Raw genomic sequence first — 20,581 nt, forward strand, 5'->3', positions numbered from 1 at the left:
CGCGGACAATGCGGCGTCATGGTACCACCGGCCCCAAGCGCGCCTTCCCGATCCACGCCCCCCGGGAGCGTGCGCATCATCGGTGGACGCTGGCGCGGTTCGAAGCTTCCAGTGGCCTCGGTGCCGGGCCTGCGGCCGACGTCCGATCGTGCCCGCGAGACCCTCTTCAACTGGCTGCAGCCGATGCTTGCCGGGTCGCGCGTGCTCGACCTGTTCGCCGGCAGCGGAGCACTGGGCCTGGAGGCGCTGTCGCGCGGTGCAAGCGAGGCGCTGCTGGTCGAGCGCGATCCCGCACTGGCGCAGTCCCTGCGCGACACCTGCGAGCGGCTGGGCGCGGGCGCCGCCGCCAGCGTGCTGCGGGCCGACGCGCTGGAATTGCTTCGCACGCCCCTGCATGGACGCTTCGACCTGGTGTTCCTCGATCCGCCGTTCCTTGCCGGACTGTGGGACGACGCGCTGGCGCGACTTGCACCGTGGCTTGCCGACGACGCCTGGCTCTACCTCGAATCAGCACCCGACGCCCACGTCGCTCCGGGCCCGGGCTGGCGGCTGCACCGCGAAGCCGCCACCCGCGACGCCCGGCACGCGCTGTTCCGGCGCGCGGCCGCGACCTGAAACGGCGCGGCGCGGCGCTGCTACACTCGCGCTGGCTACAGCACCCAAACTACGGCGCAGCCAAGGCATGAGCACAGCTCGAAACAGGATCGCGGTCTATCCAGGCACCTTTGATCCGATCACCAACGGCCATGTCGACCTGGTCGATCGCGCCGCGCCGCTCTTCGAGAAACTCATCGTCGGCGTCGCCGAAAGCCCGGGCAAGAGTCCGGCACTGCCACTTGCGCTGCGGGTGGAGCTGGCGCGCGAGGCGCTGGCCGCCCACGACAACGTCGAGGTCATGGGCTTCGACTCGCTGCTGGCGCATTTCGTGTCCGAAGTGGGGGGCGGCGTCCTGCTGCGCGGCCTGCGCGCGGTCTCGGACTTCGAGTACGAATTCCAGCTGGCCAGCATGAACCGGCACCTCATTCCCGAGGTGGAAACCCTGTTCCTGACGCCAGCGGAACAGTACGGATTCATTTCTTCGTCGCTGGTGCGCGAGATCTCCCGCCTTGGCGGCGACGTTTCGGGGTTCGTGCCGGCTGCGGTGGCCGAAGCGCTGCAGGCCGAATGGCGGCGCGAGCTAGACTGACATCCATCACAACGCAACACTTGGGGAACCACGAATGAAGACGATCTCCCGCCTGATGCTGACCGCCTGCCTGGCGCTGCCGCTGCTAGCGGCCTGCAACAAGGAGGAAGCGCCGGTTGCCGTTGTCGCGGCGCCGCTGACCGCTCCCACCACGGCCGACGACGGCGCCTGGCGCGCCTACGTGTCCGACGTGGTGACCCGCAACATGGAGGGCATCGCCAACCAGCCCTTCGTGTACTACCTGCCCGCGCCCACCGGTGACGAGGCCGCCGACACCGGCAACTACGAGCGCCTCCAGGACAAGGCCGGGCTCGACGTCGCGCGCGGCATCGTGCGCGGCAACATGCTGGCCTACGCCTCGTCGGATTCCGCCAAGATGGCCGACATCGTCGTCGAGTCGTTCGCCGCGGTGGCACCCGACACCATGAAGGGCGTGCGCGTCGTGTTCATCGGCAGCGCCGCCGACCAGGAGCGCGTGGCCACCGCCGTGGCGCCGGCCGGCGTCGAGTTCGTGTTCGTCGAAGCCAAGTAAGCCGCTTCCCCGCCGCCGGCTTCCGGGCCGGCGGCGGACCGCGCGGGCAAGGTCTACAATGGCCGCATGGCCCTGCGCATCAACGAACTCTGCATCAACTGCGACGTTTGCGAGCCTGCCTGCCCGAACGACGCGATCTCGCAGGGCGAAACCATCTACGTGATTGAACCCGCGCGCTGCACCGAGTGCGTGGGGCATTTCGACGAGCCACAGTGCGTGGTGGTGTGTCCGGTCGAATGCATCGATCCCGACCCCGACATCCCCGAAACCCATGACCAGCTGCTGGTGAAGCTCCTGCGGCTCAAGGAGCAGGCTGCTTGAACATCACAAGCCCGTTGCGCCGCCTGGCGCTGCCGCTGCTGATCGCGCTCGTCCCTTTCAGCGCGGCACTCGCTGCCGATGGCCAGGCGGCCACGGAGCCTGCAGCCGCGGTGCAGCCGCTGAAGCCACCGGGCGCGGCGATCGCATCCGCGCACGCCCTGGCCACCGACGCCGGCATGGAGGTCCTGGCCGACGGCGGCAACGCCTTCGACGCCGCGATCGCGGTGTCCGCGGTGCTTTCGGTGGTGGAGCCGATCAGCTCCGGCATCGGCGGCGGCGGCTTCTTCCTGCTGCACGACGCCGCCACCGGTCGCGACGTGTTCCTCGACGCCCGCGAGACCTCGCCGGCCGCGGCCACGCCCGAACGCTATCTCGACGCCGATGGCGAATTCGACCGCGATCGCGCCACCAATGGCGCCTGGTCGGCGGGCATCCCGGGACTGCCGGCCGCCTTCGTCCACCTCCAGGAGAAGTACGGCAAGCTGCCGCTGTCGCGTACCCTGGCGCCGGCGATCCGCGTCGCGCGCGAAGGCTTCCCGGTGTACGCGCGCATGGCCCGCGGCTATGCGGCGCGCAGCGCGGTGATGGAGCGCTATCCCGGCACCCGCGAGGTCTACCTGGCCGCCGGCCGGCCGATCGAGATCGGTGACGTGTTCCGCCAGCCCGATCTCGCCCGGACGCTCGAACGCCTTGCCGAACACGGCTTCGACGGCTTCTACCGCGGTGACGTCGGCGCGAAGCTGGTGGCCGGCGTCAACGCCGAGGGCGGCGCGTGGACCGCGGAAGAACTCGCCGCCTACCGCGTGCGCGAACGCGAGCCGGTCCGCTTCGGCTACCACGACTGGGAAATCGTGACCGCGCCGCCGCCGTCGTCGGGCGGCATCGCGCTGGCGCAGATGCTGCAGATCCTGGCCCCGTACGACCTGGAAGCGATGACGGAGGCCGAAAGCACCCACCTGGTGGTGGAATCCATGCGTCGCGCCTTCCGCGACCGCACCTTCTATCTTGGCGATCCCGACTTCGTGGAGGTGCCGCAGCGCCTGCTGTCCAGCGCCGATTACGCCGCCGGCCTGCGCGCCACGATCCACCCCGGCAAGGCCACGCCCAGCGACCTGCTGTCAGGCGCGCCGACGCCGCTCGAGGATGAAGAGACCACACACTTCTCCATCATCGACGCCGAAGGCAACCGCGTCGGCGCCACGCAGACGGTGAACCTGCTCTACGGTTCGGGCCTGGTGGCACCGGGCACCGGCGTGTTGCTCAACAACGAGATGGACGATTTCGCGCTCAAGCCGGGCACCCCGAACGCCTTCGGCGTGATGGGCTTCGCCGCCAATGCGCCGGAGCCCGGCAAGCGCATGCTGAGCTCGATGGTGCCGACCTTCATGGTCTCCGACGACAAGGTCGCGGTGCTGGGCACCCCGGGCGGCAGCCGCATCATCACCATGGTGCTGCTGGGCGTGCTCGGCTACGACGCCGGACTGTCCGCGGCCGACGTGGCGGCGCTGCCGCGCTACCACCACCAGTGGATGCCGGACGTGGTCCAGGCCGAGACCGGGACCTTCGAGCCGGCCACGGTGCAGGCGCTGCGTGCGATGGGGCACACGCTGCAGCTGCCCGAAGAAGAGGCGAGCCAGGGCCGCCGCTCCAGCGACGTCTGGGGCAACTTCCAGACCGTGGCCTGGGATATCACCGGCAACCGGCTCGAGGCCGGTACCGATCCGCGCAATCCCGTGGGCAAGGGTGAGGTCCGGGCATCGCCGGAGCCGTAAGCGCAGGATCCTGTGCGGGTGCGCGCGCATTTGTGGGAGCGGCTATAGCCGCGATCAACCGGAGCGGGATTCCAATCGCGGCTATAGCCGCTCCCACAGGGGCAGGGGCCTGACGGGTAGCCGCTCCCATAGTCCAAGTGGCGCAGAGAGGAGACGACATGAAGCTCTGGTCGATCGAAGGCAATACCCAGCGGCTTGACGGCGGTTCGATGTTCGGCAATGCGCCGCGCGCGCTGTGGTCGCGCTGGATGGAGCCCGACGAACTCAACCGCATTCCGCTGGCCACGCGCGCACTGCTGGCGACGCCGCTCAACGGCCGCACGGTGCTGTTCGAGGCCGGCATCGGCGCATTCTTCGAGCCGAAGCTGCGCGAGCGCTATGCCATCGGCGGCGGCGGCCACGTGCTGCTGGACTCGCTGCGCGAGGCCGGCTTCGGCCACGAGGACATCGACGTGGTGGTCCTCAGCCACCTGCACTTCGACCACGCCGGTGGCCTGCTGTCGGCATGGAAAGAGGGCAAGGCGCCGGAACTGCTGTTCCCGAACGCGACCTTCGTCATTGGCCGCGAGCAGTGGGAACGCGCGCAGGATCCGCATCTGCGCGACCGCGCCAGTTACATCCCCGAGCTCACCGGGCTGCTCCAGGCCAGCGGGCGCCTGGAGCTGGTCGACGGCGACCGCACACCGGCGCTGGGCGATGAGGTGCGCTTCCACTGGAGCCACGGCCATACGCCGGGAATGATGCTGGCCGAGGTGCTTGGCCCCGAGCTGCGCGACGATGGCCACCATGGTGGCGTGGTGTTCTGCGCCGACCTCGTGCCCGGACTGCCCTGGGTGCACGTGCCGATCACCATGGGCTACGACCGCTGCGCCGAAACCCTGATCGACGAGAAGCAGGCCTTCCTCGACGACAAGCTCGCGCGCGGGGTGCATCTGTTCTTCACCCACGACCCCGGCTGCGCGCTGGCGCAGGTGGGGCGCGGCGAGCGCGGCCGCTTCGAGGGCGTCCACCAGGTCGAGCGCCTGCAGGCGCGCGGCCTGGGCGCATAAACCCCTTTCAGCCGGTGCCTGGTGGGCGCGTCAACAGCAGCCAGGCCAGTGCCGTGGCCGCCAGGGTTGCCAGGGCCGCGATCGCCCAAGGTAGCCACAGCGGCCAGCCGCCCGGCGATGCCCGGGCCAGCCGATGCGGCGTGGGGGAGGGGGGTGCGTTGGCCGTGGGCGGAACAGGCACCGGATCCGGGATGGTCGTGGCCTGCGGCGACGCGTCGTCTCCGGTCCCTGTCCCTGGCGCGGGAGGCAACAGCACCGCCGGCAGCGCCAGCCGGTAGCCCTCGCCGTACACGGTCTGCAGCACGTGTCCGGAATGGTCGCCCAGCGCGGTGCGCAGCCGGCGCATCACCTTGGATACCGCGCTGTCGAACACAGTTTCGGCGCCGGGCCAGGCTTCGGCGATCAGCGTGGCCCGCGGAACCACTTCCTCGGCGTGGTCGAGCAGGCACAGCAGGACCGCGCAGGCACGGGCATCGAGATCCCGCGTCCGGTCATCGGCGTGAAGGCGCTGCTTTGAGGGATCCAGCCGGTAGCGGCCGAACAGCCATTGGCCTTCACACGGCGGGTTGCACGCGGGCGTGCTGCGGCCTGTGGCGGCCGGCGTTGTCGGCGGGAGCGGAGCAGTGGCCACATAGCCGCCAACGCGGGGTGCGGCAACCGCAGGCCAGCGCCGCGTGGATTCAGGCGCGGGTGCCGAAGATCTTGTCGCCGGCGTCGCCCAGCCCCGGAAGGATGTAGCCGAGTTCGTTGAGGCGTTCGTCGATGGACGCGACGTAGACCTCCACGTCCGGATGCCTGGCCTCGAGCACGCGCAGGCCCTCGGGCGCGGCGACCAGGAACAGCCCCTTGATCCGGGTGCAGCCGGCCTTCTTCAGCATGTCGACCGTGGCCACGAGGGTGCCGCCGGTCGCCAGCATCGGATCGAGGACCAGGGCGGTGCGGTCGGCCATGTCGCCGACCAGGTTCTCGTAATACGCCATGGCCTCGAGCGTGGACTCGTCGCGCTTGATGCCCACCACGCCGACCTTGGCCGCGGGGATCAGCTCCAGCACGCCGGGAAGCATGCCCAGGCCGGCGCGCAGGATCGGCACCAGGGTGATCTTGCGCCCCTTGATCCGGCGCACGCGGACCGTGCCGGCCCAGCCCTCGACCTCCGAGTCCTCGCATTCCAGGTCGGCGGTGGCCTCGTAGGTCAGGAGCGCGGCGACCTCGCCGGCCAGCTCGCGGAAGGTCTTGGTGCTGTTGTCGGCGCGGCGCATGAGGCCGAGCTTGTGCTGCACCAGCGGATGGCGGACTTCGACGATCTTCATGCCGCAAGTCTAGCGTGGCCGCAGCGTTCATGACGTCGGTAACCTGCCTGAAACACAACGGAAATATCGTGTGCGGCGTCGACCACACCGAGTCCTGCCGTGTCCAAGCACCATCCGCTGCATCTCGCCATCCTCGCCGGCCTTGCCTTCGGCGCCATCGCGCAAGCCCACGCCCAGGAACCGGCCGCGCCGGCGACCGCGGCCGAAACGGCTTCCGCGCCTCCGACCGGGCCGGTGCAGGCGGTCGATACCACCGAACCCGTCAACTTCGGCGCCATCGAGGTCCGAGGCCAGTTCGAATCGCAGATGCGCGCCATCGACTTCAAGCGGGCCTCGGATGCCATCCAGGACACCGTGTCCGCGGACTCCATGGGCCAGTACCCGGACCAGAACGTGGGTGAGTCGCTGTCCCGCCTGCCGGGCATCAGCGTCACCCGCGACCAGGGCGAAGGGCGCTACGTGGTGATCCGCGGCCTGGACGCCGCGCAGAACTCGGTCACCGTGGACGGCATCGCCATGGGCACGCCGGAAGACAGCAGCCGCGCCGCGCCGCTGGACGTCATTCCCTCCGAATCCACCGAGCGCCTGACGGTCATCAAGGCGCCGACGCCGGACATGCCCGGCGATTCGCTGGGCGGGACGATCATGGTCGAATCCGCGTCGGCCTTCGACCGCGAGGGCCGCAACATGCGCTTCAAGGCCGAAGCCAGCCACCAGAACCTCAGCGGCGAGACCAGCCCCAAGGCCGCCTTCAACTTCAGCGATGTCTACAACGACACCTTCGGCGTGGCCTTCGGCCTGAGCTGGCAGGACCGCGACTACGAGTCGGACAACATCGAGGTCGAGTACGACCTCACCCCGGTCGAGATCCAGCAGCGCAAGTACACGATCAACCGCGAGCGCACCGGCGTGAACCTCAACCTCGACTGGCGCCCCGACAACGACAACCAGTACTACCTGCGCACGCTCTACACCGACTTCACCGACGCCGAGACCCGCCAGAACCACATCATCCCGGTGGGCGAGGGCGACATCGCCGGCTATGACGGCAACAGCTGGACGGTGGAGAACATCTCCGCCGACGACTTCGGCCGCCGGCTGCGCTACCGCACCAAGGAAGAGGACACCTTCACCGTCAGCGCCGGCGGCATGAACCGCATGGGCCACGCGAAGTTCGACTACCAGCTCGGCTACACCAAGGTCCGCGAGCGTGTGGACGATGAGGTCGAGATGCGCTTCGAGTACCTCGGCGACGAGGACATGGCGATCCGCGTCGGTCCTGGCCGCGTGCCCTCGTTCGACGTGATCGATCCCGCGGGCGGCGATGCCTGGCTGCGCAATGCCAACTACGGCCTGGACCGACTGGTGGTGGGTCCGAAGCAGGTCGACGACGAGGCCTGGAGCGCGAAGTTCGACTTCACCTACGCCGGTGAAGCGGTGACCTGGAAGACCGGCCTGCTCGGCCGCTGGCGCGACCGCGACGTCAACGTGGACGAGGCCGAGTTCCGCATCGGGCCCGATATCGACCTTTCGGGCTGGACCACCGGCTCGCCGTCCTACCGCCACGGCAACATGGGTGACGGCCTGTCTTCGAGCGCGATGCGTCGCTACCTGCGCGAGAACCGCCAGCTGTTCTCCGAGCGTCCGGGCGACGTGGCGGAAAACGCCATGGTCTCGCTGGTGGAGGACTACACCGCAAGCGAAGACGTGCTCGCCGCCTACCTCATGGGTACGATGGACTTCGGCAACCTGCGCGTGGTCGCCGGTGCCCGCGTGGAGCGCACTGACTTCGACGCCACCGGCTGGATGGTCGACCTGGACGAGGACGGCGTGCTCACCGCCGCGCCGTCGTCGGCCTCCAAGTCCTACACCAGCGTGCTGCCCGGCCTGCACCTGCGCTACGACACCGACGGCGACTGGGTGCTGCGCGGCGCGGTCACCAAGACCATCGCGCGCCCGAGCTTCGGCGACATCACGCCGCGCGCCAGCATCAACCGCGACGACGAAGAGGTCGACCTGGGCAACCCGCAGCTCGATCCCTACGAGTCGCTCAACTTCGACCTGTCGTTCGAGCGTTACATCGGCGACTCGGGCATCTTCTCCGCCGGCATCTTCCACAAGTCGATCGACGGCTACATCGTCGACACCTGGACCAACAACGATCCCGCCTTCCCGGGCTATGACGTGACCCGCCCGGTCAACGGCGAGGACGCGAGTGTCCTGGGTGTCGAGCTCAACTGGCAGCAGAAGCTCGACTTCCTGCCCGGTGCGTGGAGCGGCCTGCTCGTGGGCCTGGGCGGCACCTGGCTCGATACCGAGTTCGTGGCCGGCACCGAGGACCGCGCGGGTGAGAAGTTCATGCTCCCGCTGTCGTCCGAGCGCCTGTACAGCGCGCACATCGGTTGGGAGAACGACCGCGTCAGCACGCGCCTGGCCGCGGTGTATCGCAGCGAGTACCTGGACGAGATCGGCAGCGACAGCCGCTACGACCTCTGGGTCGCGCCCAATACCCAGCTCGACTTCAGCCTGGACTACAAGGTGACCGACAGCTGGGGCCTGTATTTCGAGGCCTCCAACCTGCTCGACGAGCCGCTGGAGCTCTACCAGGGCACGCCGGCGACCACGCTGCAGAACGAACTCTATGGCCGCGGCTACACGCTTGGCGTCAAGGTCAATTTCTGAGGATGCACATGATGAAGAACCGGACCATCCCGCGCGCAGCCTGGCGCGCGCTTGCCACCAGCGGACTGGCACTGGCGCTCGCCGCCTGCGGCGGGGCCCCGGCACCTGGTGCCGGCAACGCGACGGTTGAAGACGCCGAGGACCGTGCAGACCGCGCCCGCGAGGCGGTACGTGCAGAGGCCGCGGAGGCCGTGACCGTTCCCGAGGCCTTCGCCACCCAGATGACCCCGGAGGACAACATCGACTCGGTCGCCAGTTGGACCGCGCCCGACGGCCAGGTGCTGCTGCTCGCCACCGCCAAGTCCACCCATCGCCTGGTGGTGTACGACGGTGCCACGGGTGCGTTCGTGCGCCATGTCGGCGAGCGCGGCGCGGGTGCGGGGCAGTTCGACCGGCCCAACGGCATCGCCGTCGCCGACGATCTCGCCTTCGTGGTCGAGCGCGACAACCGCCGCGTGCAGGTGCTGCGCCTGCCGGGCATGCAGACCGTCGCCGAGTTCGGCGCCGACGTGCTGAAGCTACCCTACGGCCTGTGGGTGAACGAGGTCGACGGCGGCTACGAGATCTACGTGACCGACGCCTACATGGTGGGGGAAGACGCCGAGGGCGAAGACATCCTGCCGCCGCTGGAACAGCTCGACCGCCGCGTGCACCGTTTCGCCTTCGCGCCGCAGGGCAGCGGCTTCGCGGCCCGCCATGTCGGCGCGTTCGGCGACACCACGCCCGACGGGGCGCTGCGCGTAGTCGAATCGCTCTGGGGCGATCCGGACAACGACCAGTTGCTGATCGCCGAGGAAGACGAAACCTATGCCAACGAGTTCAAGGTCTACGACCTCGCCGGCACCTACAGCGGGCGCACCATCGGCGCGGAGTTCCTGCAGGCGCAGGCCGAGGGCATCGTGCTCAAGACCTGCGCCGATGGCAGCGGCTGGTGGATCACCACCGAGCAGGGCAAGGGCCGCACGGCCTTCCACCTGTTCGAGCGCGGCTCGCTGGAGCACGTCGGCGCGGTGGCCGGTCCCACGGTCGCAAACACTGACGGCATCTGGCTGCACGACGCGCCCGCCAGCGGCTTCCCCGACGGCGTGCTGTACGCGGTGCACGACGACCAGGGCGCGGTGGCCATCGACTGGCGCGAGATCGCGTCGGCGCTGGAGCTGCCTGCATGCGCGCGCTGACCCGCGTCGGCGGGTCGATGGCGCCACTCCACGGCACGACTGCAGCCGTCAGCAAGTCCAGGCCCTGGGCAAGGCCTTGCGGCGCGAGACTGTTGACTGCGGTGCTGCCCGCCCTGCTGCTGGCCGGCACTGCCTTCGCCGATGAAACGTTTGGCCCCGGCATCATCGTGCTGGAGCCCAACACGCTGGTCCCGGCAGGCAATCTCCACTACGCATCTGCGGCGCGCCCGGACCGCATCATCGCCTCGCCCGCGGCAGATCCGGCCCGCGGCTTCCAGGTTTCCTGGCGAACCGCCGATGGCATCGAGGCACCGCGGCTGGAACTCGTGGTGGCGGGTGATTCGCCGGCCGTGGGTCAGCCGCGCAGCCTGCCCGCGCGCAGCATCGTCTTCGCCACCGAAAACGGCACCGGCAGCCAGCACCAGGTAGACGTTGACGGCCTGGAACCCGACACGCTCTACGCCTTCCGCGTGCAGGGCGGCACCGGCTGGTGGAGCCCGTGGCGACAGCTGCGCACCGCCGCCGCACCCGGCACCGCGCTCGAGTTCCTGTACTTCGGCGACACCCAGAACAAGAACGCCAGCCACGGCAGCCGCGTCCTCCTCGAAGCCCTGCGCCACGCCCCGCGCGCGCGCCTCGCCCTGTTCGCCGGCGACCTGGTCAGCGGTGGCGACGGCGAAGACGACAACGAATGGGGCGAATGGACCGACATCACCGCGCCCATCGCCGCGACCATGCTGGTCGCCCCGGTGACCGGCAACCATGAGTACTTCGAAGAGTTCGAGGACACCCCCCAGGAGCGTCGCGTACTTGGCCTGCACTGGGCCCACATGTTCGCGCTGCCCGACAACGGCGCGCCCGGCACCGCCGCCACTACCTATTGGTTCGACATGCACGACGCCCGCTTCGTCGTGCTCGACGGCACCTCGGCCCTGGACCTCGGCACCGCCGCCGCCCAGGCGCAATGGCTGGACGATGTCCTGCGCGACAACCCGCGTGCCTGGAGCATCGTCGCCATCCACCAGCCCATGTACTCCCCCCGCGAAGGGCGCGACAACGCCCTGCTGCGCGAGCACCTGATGCCCGTGCTCGAACGCCACGCCGTCGACCTGGTCCTCCAGGGCCACGACCACACCTACGGCCGCCGCGCCGGCGACGCCGGAGCAGCCACGCCCCAGTACGTCGTCTCGGTGGCCGGCGCCAAGCAGTACCTGCTGTCCCGGGAAGCACGCGACACCATGGCGCCGGTCGCCGAAGACACCCAGCTCTTCCAGGTGGTGCGCATCGACGGCGACACCTTGAGCTACGAAGCGCGCACCGTGACCGGCCGTCTGTACGACGCCTTCTCGCTGGTGGGAGAGAGCCGGGGTGGGCGGAGGATCGTGGAACATCCGGAAGACCGGATCGCCCCCCGCGACTGCGGGCGCACGGCAACGCTCAAGGGCCGCATCGACCGCTGCTGGGAGTAGGGCAGAGCGCCCGTCGCGCACGCCGAGACGACTGGCGACGTCGCCGGATCATCTTTCGGGCCGCGAGGGCGGAGGGTGCGTGGGGTACTCCGCCGGCTGAGCACGTGGTGCTCTTTATGCCGGCTGCGTACCCCACGCACCCTCCGCGCTGCAGCCAAATGAGGCTCAGGCTGCTGCCTTGACCCGCGGGCCTTCCTGCAAGGCGCGCTTGACCATGGATACGACCAGGTCCAGTTCGTCCTCGCCCATTTCGAAGCGCGGAGTGAAGCGCAGCGAGTTCTCGCCGCCGTGGATCACCCCCAGGCCTTGCTCGCGCAGCCACTCCTCGGTGGAGCCCGCGCCGTAACCCTTGAAGCCCGGCGCGAGTTCGCAGGAGAACAGCAGCCCCGTGCCCTGGACCTTCGTGATCAGCCCCCCCAGCTCGGCCTTCAGCGTCTCGAGCTTGTCGAGCGCCTGCTGGCCGCGCGCGCGGATGTTGGCGCGCACCTCCGGCGTCACCATGCCCAGCACCGCCGTGCCGACGTCGGCCGCGCGCGGGTTGGCGGTCATCGTGTTGCCGTAGGTGCCGCGCTTGTACATGGCGGCGGCGCGCGCGTTCATCGCCAGCACCGAGAGCGGGTACTGGCCGGCGTTGAGCGCCTTCGAGTAGGTCTCCATGTCGGGCGCCTCCTGGCCTTCGAAGCCGGGGTAGTCAACGATCGACAGGGTGCCGGTGGCGCGCAGGCCGGCCTGGATCGAGTCGACCAGCAGCAGCGAACCGTGCGCCTTGGTGAGTTCGCGCGCGGCGGCGTAGTAATCGACCGGCACGCTGCGGCCGGGGTCGCCTTCGCCCATCACCGGCTCGAGGAACATCGCCTCGATGAACCAGCCCTTCGCATCGGCGTCGGCGAAGACCTGCTTCAGCGCATCGATGTCGTACGGCGCCACCACCAGCACGCTGTCCTCGTGGCGGTAGCTGGCCAGCGCGCCCTCGTAGGCCTTGCGGGTGGAGTTGGAGTACAGCGCCGGCGCCTCGGTGCGGCCGTGGAAGGCGCCCTTGACCACCAGGCGCTTGACGGTGCGACCGGCGTGGCGGCCGCCGGCGTCGGTCATGGTCTTGGCGTTGGTGTCGGCGATGCGTGCGGCCAGCGACACCGACTCGGAGCCGGAGTTGAGGCACATGAAGGCGGCGAACGGGCAGTCGCGGCCCTGGCCGATCTCGGCGCGCAGGGCGCGGTCCAGGCGCAGCTGCGACAGGCTCGGGGTCATGATGTTGGCCATCGCCTGCGGCCTGGCCATGGCGTCGATCACCGGCTGCGGGGCGTGGCCGAAGCCGAGCATGCCGTAGCCGCCGGTGTCGTACAGCACCGCGCCCTTGAGGGTGATCATCCAGGGGCCGCGGGCGGCGAGGGCGACGTAGGGGTTCACGCCGTCCTGGGGATAGAAGTTGACGTAGCCGGCCTGCACGGCCTGGACCTGGGCGTCTTCGTCGAGGTCGAGCAGCTCGGCGATCTCGGACTCGATGCGCGCGAACTCGTCGGCGGCGGCGTCGATGGCGGCGACCAGCTCGGGATGGGTGGCGGCAAAGCGCGCGATCGTGGCGTCATCGAGGCCGGGGCTGCGGCGCTGGCCCTTGCGTGCGCGGAGCGGGGCGAGGCGGGCGGTCACGTGGTCGGTCATGTCGGTTCTCCTGGTGCGATCCCCTATTATCGGCATGCGTTCGTCGCTTGGTAGGTGCGATCTGCGCTGAAACCCTGCAGTTTTCGGCGGATCGACGATAGAATTGCCGGATGAAGCTGAGCCCCGCCGACGAAGCCCTGCTGTCGCTGCTGCGCGAGGATGCGCGCGCCCCCACCGCGGCGATCGCGCGCCGCCTGCAGCTGTCGCGCACCACGGTGCAGAGCCGCATCGAACGCCTGGAGCGGATGGGCGTGATCTCCGGGTACACCGTGCGCGTCAGCGACGATCACGAGCGCGAACGCGTGCGCGCGCTGATCATGATCACGGTGTTTCCGAAGCAGGCGCCATCGGTGGTCGAAGCCCTGCGGCAGATGCCCGGGGTGCGCGCCCTGCATTCGGTCAACGGCGCCTGGGACCTGGTGGCCATGGTGGTGGTGCAGACCATCGGCGACATGGACGAGCTCACCGACCGCATCGGCGCCCTGGATGGCGTCGAACGCACCACCTCGACCCTGCTGCTGTCGACCAAGTTCCAACGCTGAGGCCGCGCGTGAAGAAGTCCGATTTCCGTTTCGAGCTCCCGCAGGAGCTGATCGCGCAGACGCCGCTGGCCGAGCGTTCCGCCAGCCGGATGCTGGTGGTGCCGCCGGGCGACGGCGGCCTCCATGACCACCACGTGCACGCGCTGCCGGATTTCCTGCGCGCCGGCGACCTGCTGGTCTTCAACGACACGCGCGTGATTCCCGCGCGCCTGTTCGGCCACAAGCAGGGCAGCGGTGGCCGCGTCGAGATCCTGATCGAGCGCCTGCTGCCGGGCAACGAGGCCCGCGCCCAGGTCGGCGCCAGCAAGACGCCCAAGCCGGGCAACCTGATCGAACTCGATGCCGGTGGCGTGGCCGAGGTGGTCTCGCGCGATGAAAGCTTCCACCGCCTGCGCTTCCACGTCGATGGCGAGCTGCAGCCCTGGCTGGAGAAAGCGGGGCGCATGCCGCTGCCGCCCTATATCCAGCGCGAGCCCGGCGCCGACGATGCCGAGCGCTACCAGACCCTGTTCGCGCGGGAGTCCGGGGCGGTGGCGGCGCCGACCGCGGGCCTGCACTTCGACCAGCCCTTGCTCGATGCCCTGCGCGCGCGGGGCGTCGATTCCGCGCACGTGACCCTGCACGTCGGCGCCGGGACCTTCCAGCCGATGCGCGTGGACGACATCCGCGAGCACCGCATGCACAGCGAGTGGATCAACGTCGGCGCCGCCCTGGTCGCCCAGGTGCGGCGCACGCGCGCTGCCGGCGGGCGGGTGGTGGCAGTCGGCACCACGGTGCTGCGCGCGATGGAGTCGGCGACGGTGGAGGGCGAGCTGCATCCCTTCGCCGGCGAAACCTCGATCTTCATCGTGCCGGGCTACCGGATCACCTCGGCCGACCTGCTGCTGACCAATTTCCACCTGCCCGAGTCGACCCTGCTGATGCTGGTCTCGGCCTTCGCGGGGCGCGAGCGGGTGTTGGCCGCGTATGCGCACGCGGTGCGCGAGCGCTACCGGTTCTTCTCCTACGGCGACGCGATGTTGCTGTCGCGGAACGACTGAAACGGAAGTTGTCGAGTATCATTCTCATTTGCGCCAGGCCGCCGGTCTGGCCCCTGGACCAGGAGTTGCACGTGAACATCCGCTTCCGCGCCCCCCGCGCCGCCCTTGCCGCCGCCTGCGCGGCGCTGCTGCTTGCCGCCTGCGGTGGCGAGCGCGCCGAAACCGGCACCGCCGGCACCACCCCCGGCACCGAAACCGCCCCGGCCGCCGCCGGGGAGGTCAATCTCTACACCACCCGTGAGCCCGGCCTGATCCAGCCGCTGCTCGACGCCTTCACCGCAAGCTCGGGCATCGAGGTCAACACCGTGCTGCTGAAGGACGGCCTGCTCGAGCGCCTGGGCGCCGAAGGCGCGCGCTCCACGGCCGACGTGCTGATGGTGGTCGACACCGGCAACATGCTCGACCTGGTCGAGGCCGGCCACACCCAGCCGCTGCAGTCCGACGTGCTGGAATCGGCGATTCCCGCGCACCTGCGCGGCGAGGACGACCAGTGGTTCGCGATGTCGTTGCGCGACCGCGTGCTGTACGCGCACAAGGACCTGGAACTCGAGTCCTTCCACTACGAGGACCTCGCCGATCCGAAGTGGAAGGGCAAGGTCTGCATCCGCTCCGGCCAGCACCCTTACAACACCAGCCTGTTCGCGGCGATGATCGCGCACCACGGCACCGAAGCCACCGAACAGTGGCTGGGCGGCGTCAAGGCCAACCTCGCACGCAAGGCTGCCGGCGGCGACCGTGACGTCGCCCGCGACATCCTTGCCGGCATCTGCGACATCGGCATCGCCAATGCCTACTACGTCGGCCGCATGAAGAACGCCGAGCCCGGCTCCGAGCAGCACCAGTGGGGCGAGGCGATCAAGGTGATCCGCCCGACCTTCAACGTCGACGGCGGCGGCACCCACGTCAACATCAGCGGCGCGGCGCTGGCCCGCCACGCGCCCAACCGCGACAACGCGGTGGCGCTGATGGAGTACCTGGTGTCGGACGAAGCGCAGAGCCTGTACGCGCGCGCCAACTACGAGTATCCGGTGAAGGCCGACGTCGAACTCGATCCGGTGGTCGCGAGCTTTGGCGAACTCACCGTGGATCCGCTGCCGCTCACCGAGGTGGTCGCGAACCGCCGCGAAGCCAGCGCGCTGGTCGACAGGGTCGGCTTCGACAACTGATCCATGACGGTGGCGGCGACTGGAATGGCTGCGGCTGCGCTGCATCCGGCAGCCCGCGGCGGTCCGGGCCGCGGGCTGCGGCGGCTGCTGCCCGAAGGTCCCTGGCAGTGGGCCGCGGTGGCGATCGCGGCCGTGGTGGTGCTGCCGCTGGCCGCGCTGTTCTGGACCGCCCTGCAGGGCGGGCAGGAAGGGCTGTGGAGCCACGTCGCCCGCTACGTGCTGCCCAACGCGGCGCGCAACACGCTGCTGCTGCTCCTCGGCGTCGGGGCGCTGGTGGTCGCGATCGGCACCGGCGCGGCCTGGCTGGTCACGGCCTGGGATTTCCCGGGCCGGCGCACCCTGGCCTGGGCGCTGCTGTTGCCGCTGGCGGTGCCGACCTACATCGTCGCCTTCGCCTACCTCGACCTGCTGCATCCGCTCGGGCCGGTGCAGGGCCTGGTGCGCGACGTGCTGGGCTACGACAGCCCGCGTGACTTCCGCCTGCCCGACATCCGCGGGCTGGCCGGCTGCATCGTGCTGCTGGGCTTCGTGCTCTATCCCTACGTCTACCTGACCACGCGCGCGATGTTCATGACCCAGGCGGCGGGCCTGGTGGAAGCGGCGCGTTCGCTGGGCGCCACGCCCGTGCAGGTGTTCCGGCGCGTGGCCCTGCCGCTGGCGCGGCCCGCAATCGCCATCGGTACCGCGCTCGCGCTGATGGAGGTGCTCAACGATATCGGCGCCTCGGAGTTCCTGGGCGTGCAGACGATGACGGTGGCCGTCTACACCACTTGGGTGACGCGCGCCGACCTCCCGGGCGCGGCGCAGATCGCGTTGGCGATGCTGGCCATCGTGATCGCGCTGCTGGCGCTCGAGCGCCATGCGCGGCGGCGCCAGCGCTACGCCGTCGGCGACCGTCCGCGACCGATGCGCCCGCACCGCCTGCGTGGCGGCAAGGCGGCACTGGCTTTGACGCTGGGGCTGCTGCCGGTGGTGATCGGCTTCGTGCTCCCGGCCGGCTACCTGGCCTGGGAGGCCGTGGCGCGCCTGAGCCACGATGGGGTGTCGCCGCAGCTGCTGGCGAGCGTCCGCAACACCGTGCTCATCGCCCTGGCCGCCACGGTGGTGACCCTGGCCGCCGGCCTGGTGTTGGGCTGGGCGCTGCGACTGGCGCAGGGGCGGCGGCGGTCGGCCGGCGCGCTCTTCGCGATGCGCAGCGGCAGCCTGGGCTACGCGGTGCCGGGCACGGTGCTGGCGATCGGCCTGCTGCTGCCCCTGGCCTGGTTCGACGACGGCGCCAACCTGGTGCTGGGCGCCTTCGGCATGGAACCGCGGATGCTGCTGATGGGTTCGGCGGCGGCGCTGGTGCTGGCCTACGTGGCGCGCTTCCTGGCGATCGCATCGGGCGGCGTCGAGGCCGGACTGGCGCGCATCCCGCCGAGCCTGGACCAGGCCGCGGCCAGCCTCGGCCACGCCCCGGGGGAGGCGCTGCGGCGCGTGCACCTGCCGCTGCTGCGCCCCGCGCTGGCGGCGGCCGCGCTGCTGGTGTTCGTGGATGCGATGAAGGAGCTGCCAGCCACGCTGCTGCTGCGGCCGCTGAATTTCGAGACCCTGGCGACTTGGCTGTACGCCGAGGCATCGCGCGGGACCTATGAAGAGGGCGCCGTGGCGGCGCTGCTGATCGTCGCCGTCGGCCTGCTGCCGGTGGTGTTGCTGGCGCGCGCGGGCGTGCGCTATGGACGGGAGAGGATGTCGTGACGGATGCACTGCTGGACATCGCGGGCATCCGCGTCGGCTATCCGGAACCGCGCGGTGGCAGCCGGGTCGTGGTGGACGAACTGTCGCTGTCGCTCCCCGCAGGGCACATCGGCTGCCTGCTGGGCGCCTCGGGCTGCGGCAAGACCACGGTGCTGCGCGCGGTGGCCGGCTTCGAACCGGTCCTGGCCGGCAGCATCGAGGTGCGGGGCCGCCGCGTGGCTGCGCCCGGGCTGATGCTGCCGCCAGAGCAGCGCAGCGTGGGCATGATGTTCCAGGACTACGCGCTGTTCCCGCACCTGGACGCGGCCACCAACGTCGCCTTCGGGCTGCGCGCGCTGTCGCGCGATGCCCGGCGCGCGCGGGTGGAGGAGATGCTGGAACTCGTCGGCCTGGCCGATCGCGGCGGCGCGTATCCGCACGAACTGTCCGGCGGCCAGCAGCAGCGCGTCGCCCTGGCCCGCGCGCTTGCGCCCGGCCCGGCCTTGCTGCTGCTCGACGAACCCTTCTCCAACCTCGACACCGATACCCGCCAGCACCTCGCCGCCGAGCTGCGCGACCTGCTCAAGGCCTCGGGCGCGACCGTGCTGATGGTGACGCACGACCAGGGCGAGGCCTTCGCCATGGCCGACCAGATCGGCGTCATGGATGGCGGCCGCATCCTGCAGTGGGACGGTGCCGAGGCGCTGTACCGGCGGCCGCAGGACCGTTTCGTGGCTGGCTTCATCGGTCGCGGCACCCTGGTGCCGGCGGCCGCGCTGGGACTGGCCCGCGGCGGCGATGTGCTGCTGCGTCCGCACGCGCTGCAGCCCGATCCGGAAGGCGCGGTGCGGGCCGAACTGGTTGCGCTGGCCTTCCGCGGGCCGGGGCACGTGGCCAGCCTGCGCCTGTCCGGCGGCACCGTGGTCGAGGTCGACCTGGAGGATGTGGCGGGCGTGCAGGGGCTGGTCGCGGGCGCTCCCGTGCGCCTGCGCCTGGCTGACGACGGAATGGTGGCGTTCGACTGAGGAGAGCAGGAGCTTTCTTGCCGCGGATTTGCGCGGATAAACGCGGATCAGGCCGGAGCAAGACTTGAAGATGCTTTGAGGTGTGTTTCTACGCGAACGGCAGCCGGCTCGCAGGAAGCCGCCCTCCATCGCTTCTGCTCTATCCGCGTTTATCCGCGCAAATCCGTGGCAAAAGCTTTTCCCGTCGCGACCCCGTCCGGTCCGCAGGCGCGCGGGCGGAGCGCGGTTCCGCGACAATGGGCGGCCCCGTTCGATGCCAGGATCACGATGTCCCGCATGAAGTTCGAATTGCTCGCCAGCGACGGCGCCGCCCGCCGCGGGCGGCTGACGTTCCCCCGCGGCACGGTGGAAACGCCGGCCTTCATGCCCGTGGGCACCTACGGCACGGTCAAGGGCATGCTGCCCGGCCAGGTGCGCGACCTCGGCGCCGAGATCATCCTCGGCAACACCTTCCACCTCTACCTGCGGCCGGGACTCGAAGTGATCGAAGCCCACGGCGGGCTGCACGGCTTCACCCGCTGGGACGGGCCGATCCTGACCGACTCGGGCGGCTTCCAGGTGTTCTCGCTGGCGCACCGGCGGAAGATCACCGAGCAGGGCGTGACCTTCTCCGCGCCGATCGACGGCTCGAAGGTGTTCCTCGGGCCCGAGGAATCGATGCACATCCAGAAGGTGCTGGGCTCGGACATCGTGATGATCTTCGACGAGTGCCCGCCGGTGCAGGTGGACGGCAGGCCCGTGGACAAGCGCGTGGTCGAGCGCTCGATGCAGCTCTCGCTGCGCTGGGCCGAGCGTTCGAAGCGCGCCCACGAAGGCAATGATGCGGCGCTGTTCGGCATCGTGCAGGGGGGGGTGCACCAGGACCTGCGCAGCCTGTCGGCGGACGGGTTGAAGGCCATCGGCTTCGACGGCTACGCCATCGGCGGCCTGGCGGTGGGCGAAACCGAGGCCGAGCGCAATGCGATGCTCGAGCACACCTGCCCGCAGCTTCCCGACGACCGCCCGCGCTACCTGATGGGCGTGGGCCGGCCGGAGGACCTGGTCGACGGCGTCGCCCGCGGCGTCGACATGTTCGATTGCGTGATGCCGACCCGGAACGCCCGCAACGGCCATTACTTCACCTCCACCGGCACGGTCCGCATCCGCAACGCGAAGTACGAGCGCGACCTGCGGCCGATCGAGGAGGGCTGCGGCTGCGCGGCCTGCAGCGGCGGCTACACCCGCGCCTACCTGCGCCACCTGGATCGCTGCAACGAGATGCTCGGGCCGATCCTCGGCACCCTGCACAACCTCTGGTACTACCAGAAGCTCATGGCCGACATGCGCGCCGCGATCGCCGCGGGAACCTTTGATGCCTTCCGGCGGTCTTTCATCGCAGCACGCACGCCCTGAGCCCCGACGCCATTGCCTTTGTAGGAGCAGCTATAGCTGCGACCACGCCACCGCCGCATGGTTGTTCCCACAGGACCCGGGGGAGTCCCGGGCCGGGATCCGGGGTCCGGGGTCCGGCCCCGGCCACCGTGGAGTTGCCGTGGCATACTATCCAGCTGATTTCCGCCTTGGACCGACCTGATGAACCTGCTCGACTTCCTGATCGCCCCAGCGTATGCCCAGGCCGCCGCACCCGCAGCGCCCAACCCCTGGCAGTTCCCGATCATGATGGTCGTGTTGTTCGCGATCATGTACTTCCTGATGATCCGGCCGCAGATGAAGCGCCAGAAGGAACATCGCGCCATGGTCGAGAAGCTCGCCGTTGGCGACGAGGTGATCACCAGCAGCGGCATCGCCGGCGTGGTGCGCAAGCTTGGCGACAGCTTCGTCACCGTCGAGATCGCCGACAACGTCGAGATCCGCGTGCAGAAGAACGCCGTGGGCAACGTGCTGCCCAAGGGCTCGCTGAAGTCCGCCTGACGCCCGCCGGAGGGATTGCCGCC

The 20,581-nt window shown here is 69.9% G+C and carries 19 protein-coding genes; 16 read left to right on the forward strand and 3 right to left on the reverse strand.

The genetic code is table 11. The annotated features are described in order from the left end of the window. Positions 1-18 precede the first annotated feature (18 nt). From rsmD to ACW5E8_RS04745, 6 genes are all read left to right on the forward strand, one after another. Entirely contained in the window at positions 19-615 is a 597-nt protein-coding gene (gene rsmD, locus ACW5E8_RS04720; protein ID WP_456964322.1) for a 16S rRNA (guanine(966)-N(2))-methyltransferase RsmD, read from the forward strand. Positions 616-682: 67 nt separating this feature from the next. Continuing rightward, entirely contained in the window at positions 683-1,186 is a 504-nt protein-coding gene (coaD, locus tag ACW5E8_RS04725) for a pantetheine-phosphate adenylyltransferase (RefSeq protein WP_456964323.1), read from the forward strand. 34 nt (positions 1,187-1,220) lie between these two features. Then, positions 1,221-1,718 carry a hypothetical protein gene (locus ACW5E8_RS04730; RefSeq protein WP_456964324.1) on the forward strand — a complete coding sequence of 166 codons (498 nt, stop codon included), beginning with the start codon at positions 1,221-1,223 and terminating at the stop codon, positions 1,716-1,718. A 66-nt stretch (positions 1,719-1,784) separates the two neighbouring features. Continuing rightward, the gene (locus ACW5E8_RS04735; RefSeq protein ID WP_456964325.1) at positions 1,785-2,039 is read left to right on the forward strand and encodes a YfhL family 4Fe-4S dicluster ferredoxin; all 255 of its coding nucleotides are present in this window, start codon (positions 1,785-1,787) and stop codon (positions 2,037-2,039) included. Then, complete coding sequence (ggt, locus tag ACW5E8_RS04740; protein WP_456964326.1) at positions 2,036-3,811, forward strand: gamma-glutamyltransferase; 1,776 nt, start codon at positions 2,036-2,038, stop codon at positions 3,809-3,811. Before ACW5E8_RS04735 ends, ggt begins: the two co-directional genes overlap by 4 nt. Positions 3,812-3,969: 158 nt before the next feature. Beyond that, positions 3,970-4,860: an MBL fold metallo-hydrolase gene (locus ACW5E8_RS04745; protein ID WP_456964327.1), complete on the forward strand. Its 891-nt coding sequence runs from the start codon at positions 3,970-3,972 to the stop codon at positions 4,858-4,860. Positions 4,861-4,867: 7 nt separating this feature from the next. Here the strand turns inward: ACW5E8_RS04745 and ACW5E8_RS04750 are convergent, their stop codons facing one another. Continuing rightward, positions 4,868-5,491 carry a winged helix-turn-helix domain-containing protein gene (locus ACW5E8_RS04750; protein ID WP_456964328.1) on the reverse strand — a complete coding sequence of 208 codons (624 nt, stop codon included), beginning with the start codon at positions 5,489-5,491 and terminating at the stop codon, positions 4,868-4,870. 49 nt (positions 5,492-5,540) lie between these two features. Beyond that, the gene (upp, locus tag ACW5E8_RS04755; protein ID WP_456964329.1) at positions 5,541-6,170 is read right to left on the reverse strand and encodes a uracil phosphoribosyltransferase; all 630 of its coding nucleotides are present in this window, start codon (positions 6,168-6,170) and stop codon (positions 5,541-5,543) included. Between the two features lie 99 nt (positions 6,171-6,269). Here upp and ACW5E8_RS04760 point away from each other — a divergent pair, with 99 nt between their 5' ends. The 3 genes from ACW5E8_RS04760 to ACW5E8_RS04770 are packed head-to-tail and all read left to right on the forward strand — an operon-like array spanning position 6,270 to position 11,499. After that, entirely contained in the window at positions 6,270-8,852 is a 2,583-nt protein-coding gene (locus ACW5E8_RS04760; RefSeq protein WP_456964330.1) for a TonB-dependent receptor, read from the forward strand. 11 nt (positions 8,853-8,863) lie between these two features. Beyond that, positions 8,864-10,030: a phytase gene (locus ACW5E8_RS04765; protein WP_456964331.1), complete on the forward strand. Its 1,167-nt coding sequence runs from the start codon at positions 8,864-8,866 to the stop codon at positions 10,028-10,030. After that, positions 10,018-11,499, forward strand: coding sequence for a metallophosphoesterase (locus ACW5E8_RS04770; protein ID WP_456964332.1), 1,482 nt, complete (start codon positions 10,018-10,020; stop codon positions 11,497-11,499). Before ACW5E8_RS04765 ends, ACW5E8_RS04770 begins: the two co-directional genes overlap by 13 nt. 165 nt (positions 11,500-11,664) lie before the next feature. Here ACW5E8_RS04770 and ACW5E8_RS04775 read toward each other — a convergent pair whose 3' ends face one another. Next, a complete protein-coding gene (locus ACW5E8_RS04775) occupies positions 11,665-13,158 on the reverse strand; it encodes an aminotransferase class III-fold pyridoxal phosphate-dependent enzyme (protein WP_456964333.1) in 1,494 nt (497 codons plus the stop codon). A 110-nt stretch (positions 13,159-13,268) separates the two neighbouring features. On the opposite strand from ACW5E8_RS04775, the gene ACW5E8_RS04780 reads away from it, so the two are divergent. The 7 genes from ACW5E8_RS04780 to yajC all read left to right on the forward strand — a co-directional run bounded on the left by ACW5E8_RS04780 (position 13,269) and on the right by yajC (position 20,558). Beyond that, positions 13,269-13,700 (forward strand): Lrp/AsnC family transcriptional regulator, encoded by a 432-nt coding sequence (locus tag ACW5E8_RS04780; protein WP_456964334.1) that lies wholly within the window; start codon positions 13,269-13,271, stop codon positions 13,698-13,700. 8 nt (positions 13,701-13,708) lie between these two features. After that, the gene (gene queA, locus ACW5E8_RS04785; RefSeq protein WP_456964335.1) at positions 13,709-14,740 is read left to right on the forward strand and encodes a tRNA preQ1(34) S-adenosylmethionine ribosyltransferase-isomerase QueA; all 1,032 of its coding nucleotides are present in this window, start codon (positions 13,709-13,711) and stop codon (positions 14,738-14,740) included. A 71-nt stretch (positions 14,741-14,811) separates the two neighbouring features. Beyond that, positions 14,812-15,906, forward strand: coding sequence for a Fe(3+) ABC transporter substrate-binding protein (locus ACW5E8_RS04790; protein WP_456964336.1), 1,095 nt, complete (start codon positions 14,812-14,814; stop codon positions 15,904-15,906). Positions 15,907-15,930: 24 nt separating this feature from the next. Continuing rightward, positions 15,931-17,643 (forward strand): ABC transporter permease, encoded by a 1,713-nt coding sequence (locus ACW5E8_RS04795; RefSeq protein ID WP_456964337.1) that lies wholly within the window; start codon positions 15,931-15,933, stop codon positions 17,641-17,643. Continuing rightward, a complete protein-coding gene (locus ACW5E8_RS04800) occupies positions 17,640-18,647 on the forward strand; it encodes an ABC transporter ATP-binding protein (protein ID WP_456964338.1) in 1,008 nt (335 codons plus the stop codon). The genes ACW5E8_RS04795 and ACW5E8_RS04800 overlap by 4 nt, the downstream gene beginning before the upstream one ends. A gap of 267 nt (positions 18,648-18,914) precedes the next feature. Continuing rightward, a complete protein-coding gene (gene tgt, locus ACW5E8_RS04805; protein WP_456964339.1) occupies positions 18,915-20,039 on the forward strand; it encodes a tRNA guanosine(34) transglycosylase Tgt in 1,125 nt (374 codons plus the stop codon). A gap of 180 nt (positions 20,040-20,219) precedes the next feature. Continuing rightward, positions 20,220-20,558: a preprotein translocase subunit YajC gene (gene yajC, locus ACW5E8_RS04810; protein WP_456964340.1), complete on the forward strand. Its 339-nt coding sequence runs from the start codon at positions 20,220-20,222 to the stop codon at positions 20,556-20,558. Positions 20,559-20,581: the final 23 nt, after the last annotated feature.

This window comes from Luteimonas sp. A649 (assembly GCF_054072735.1).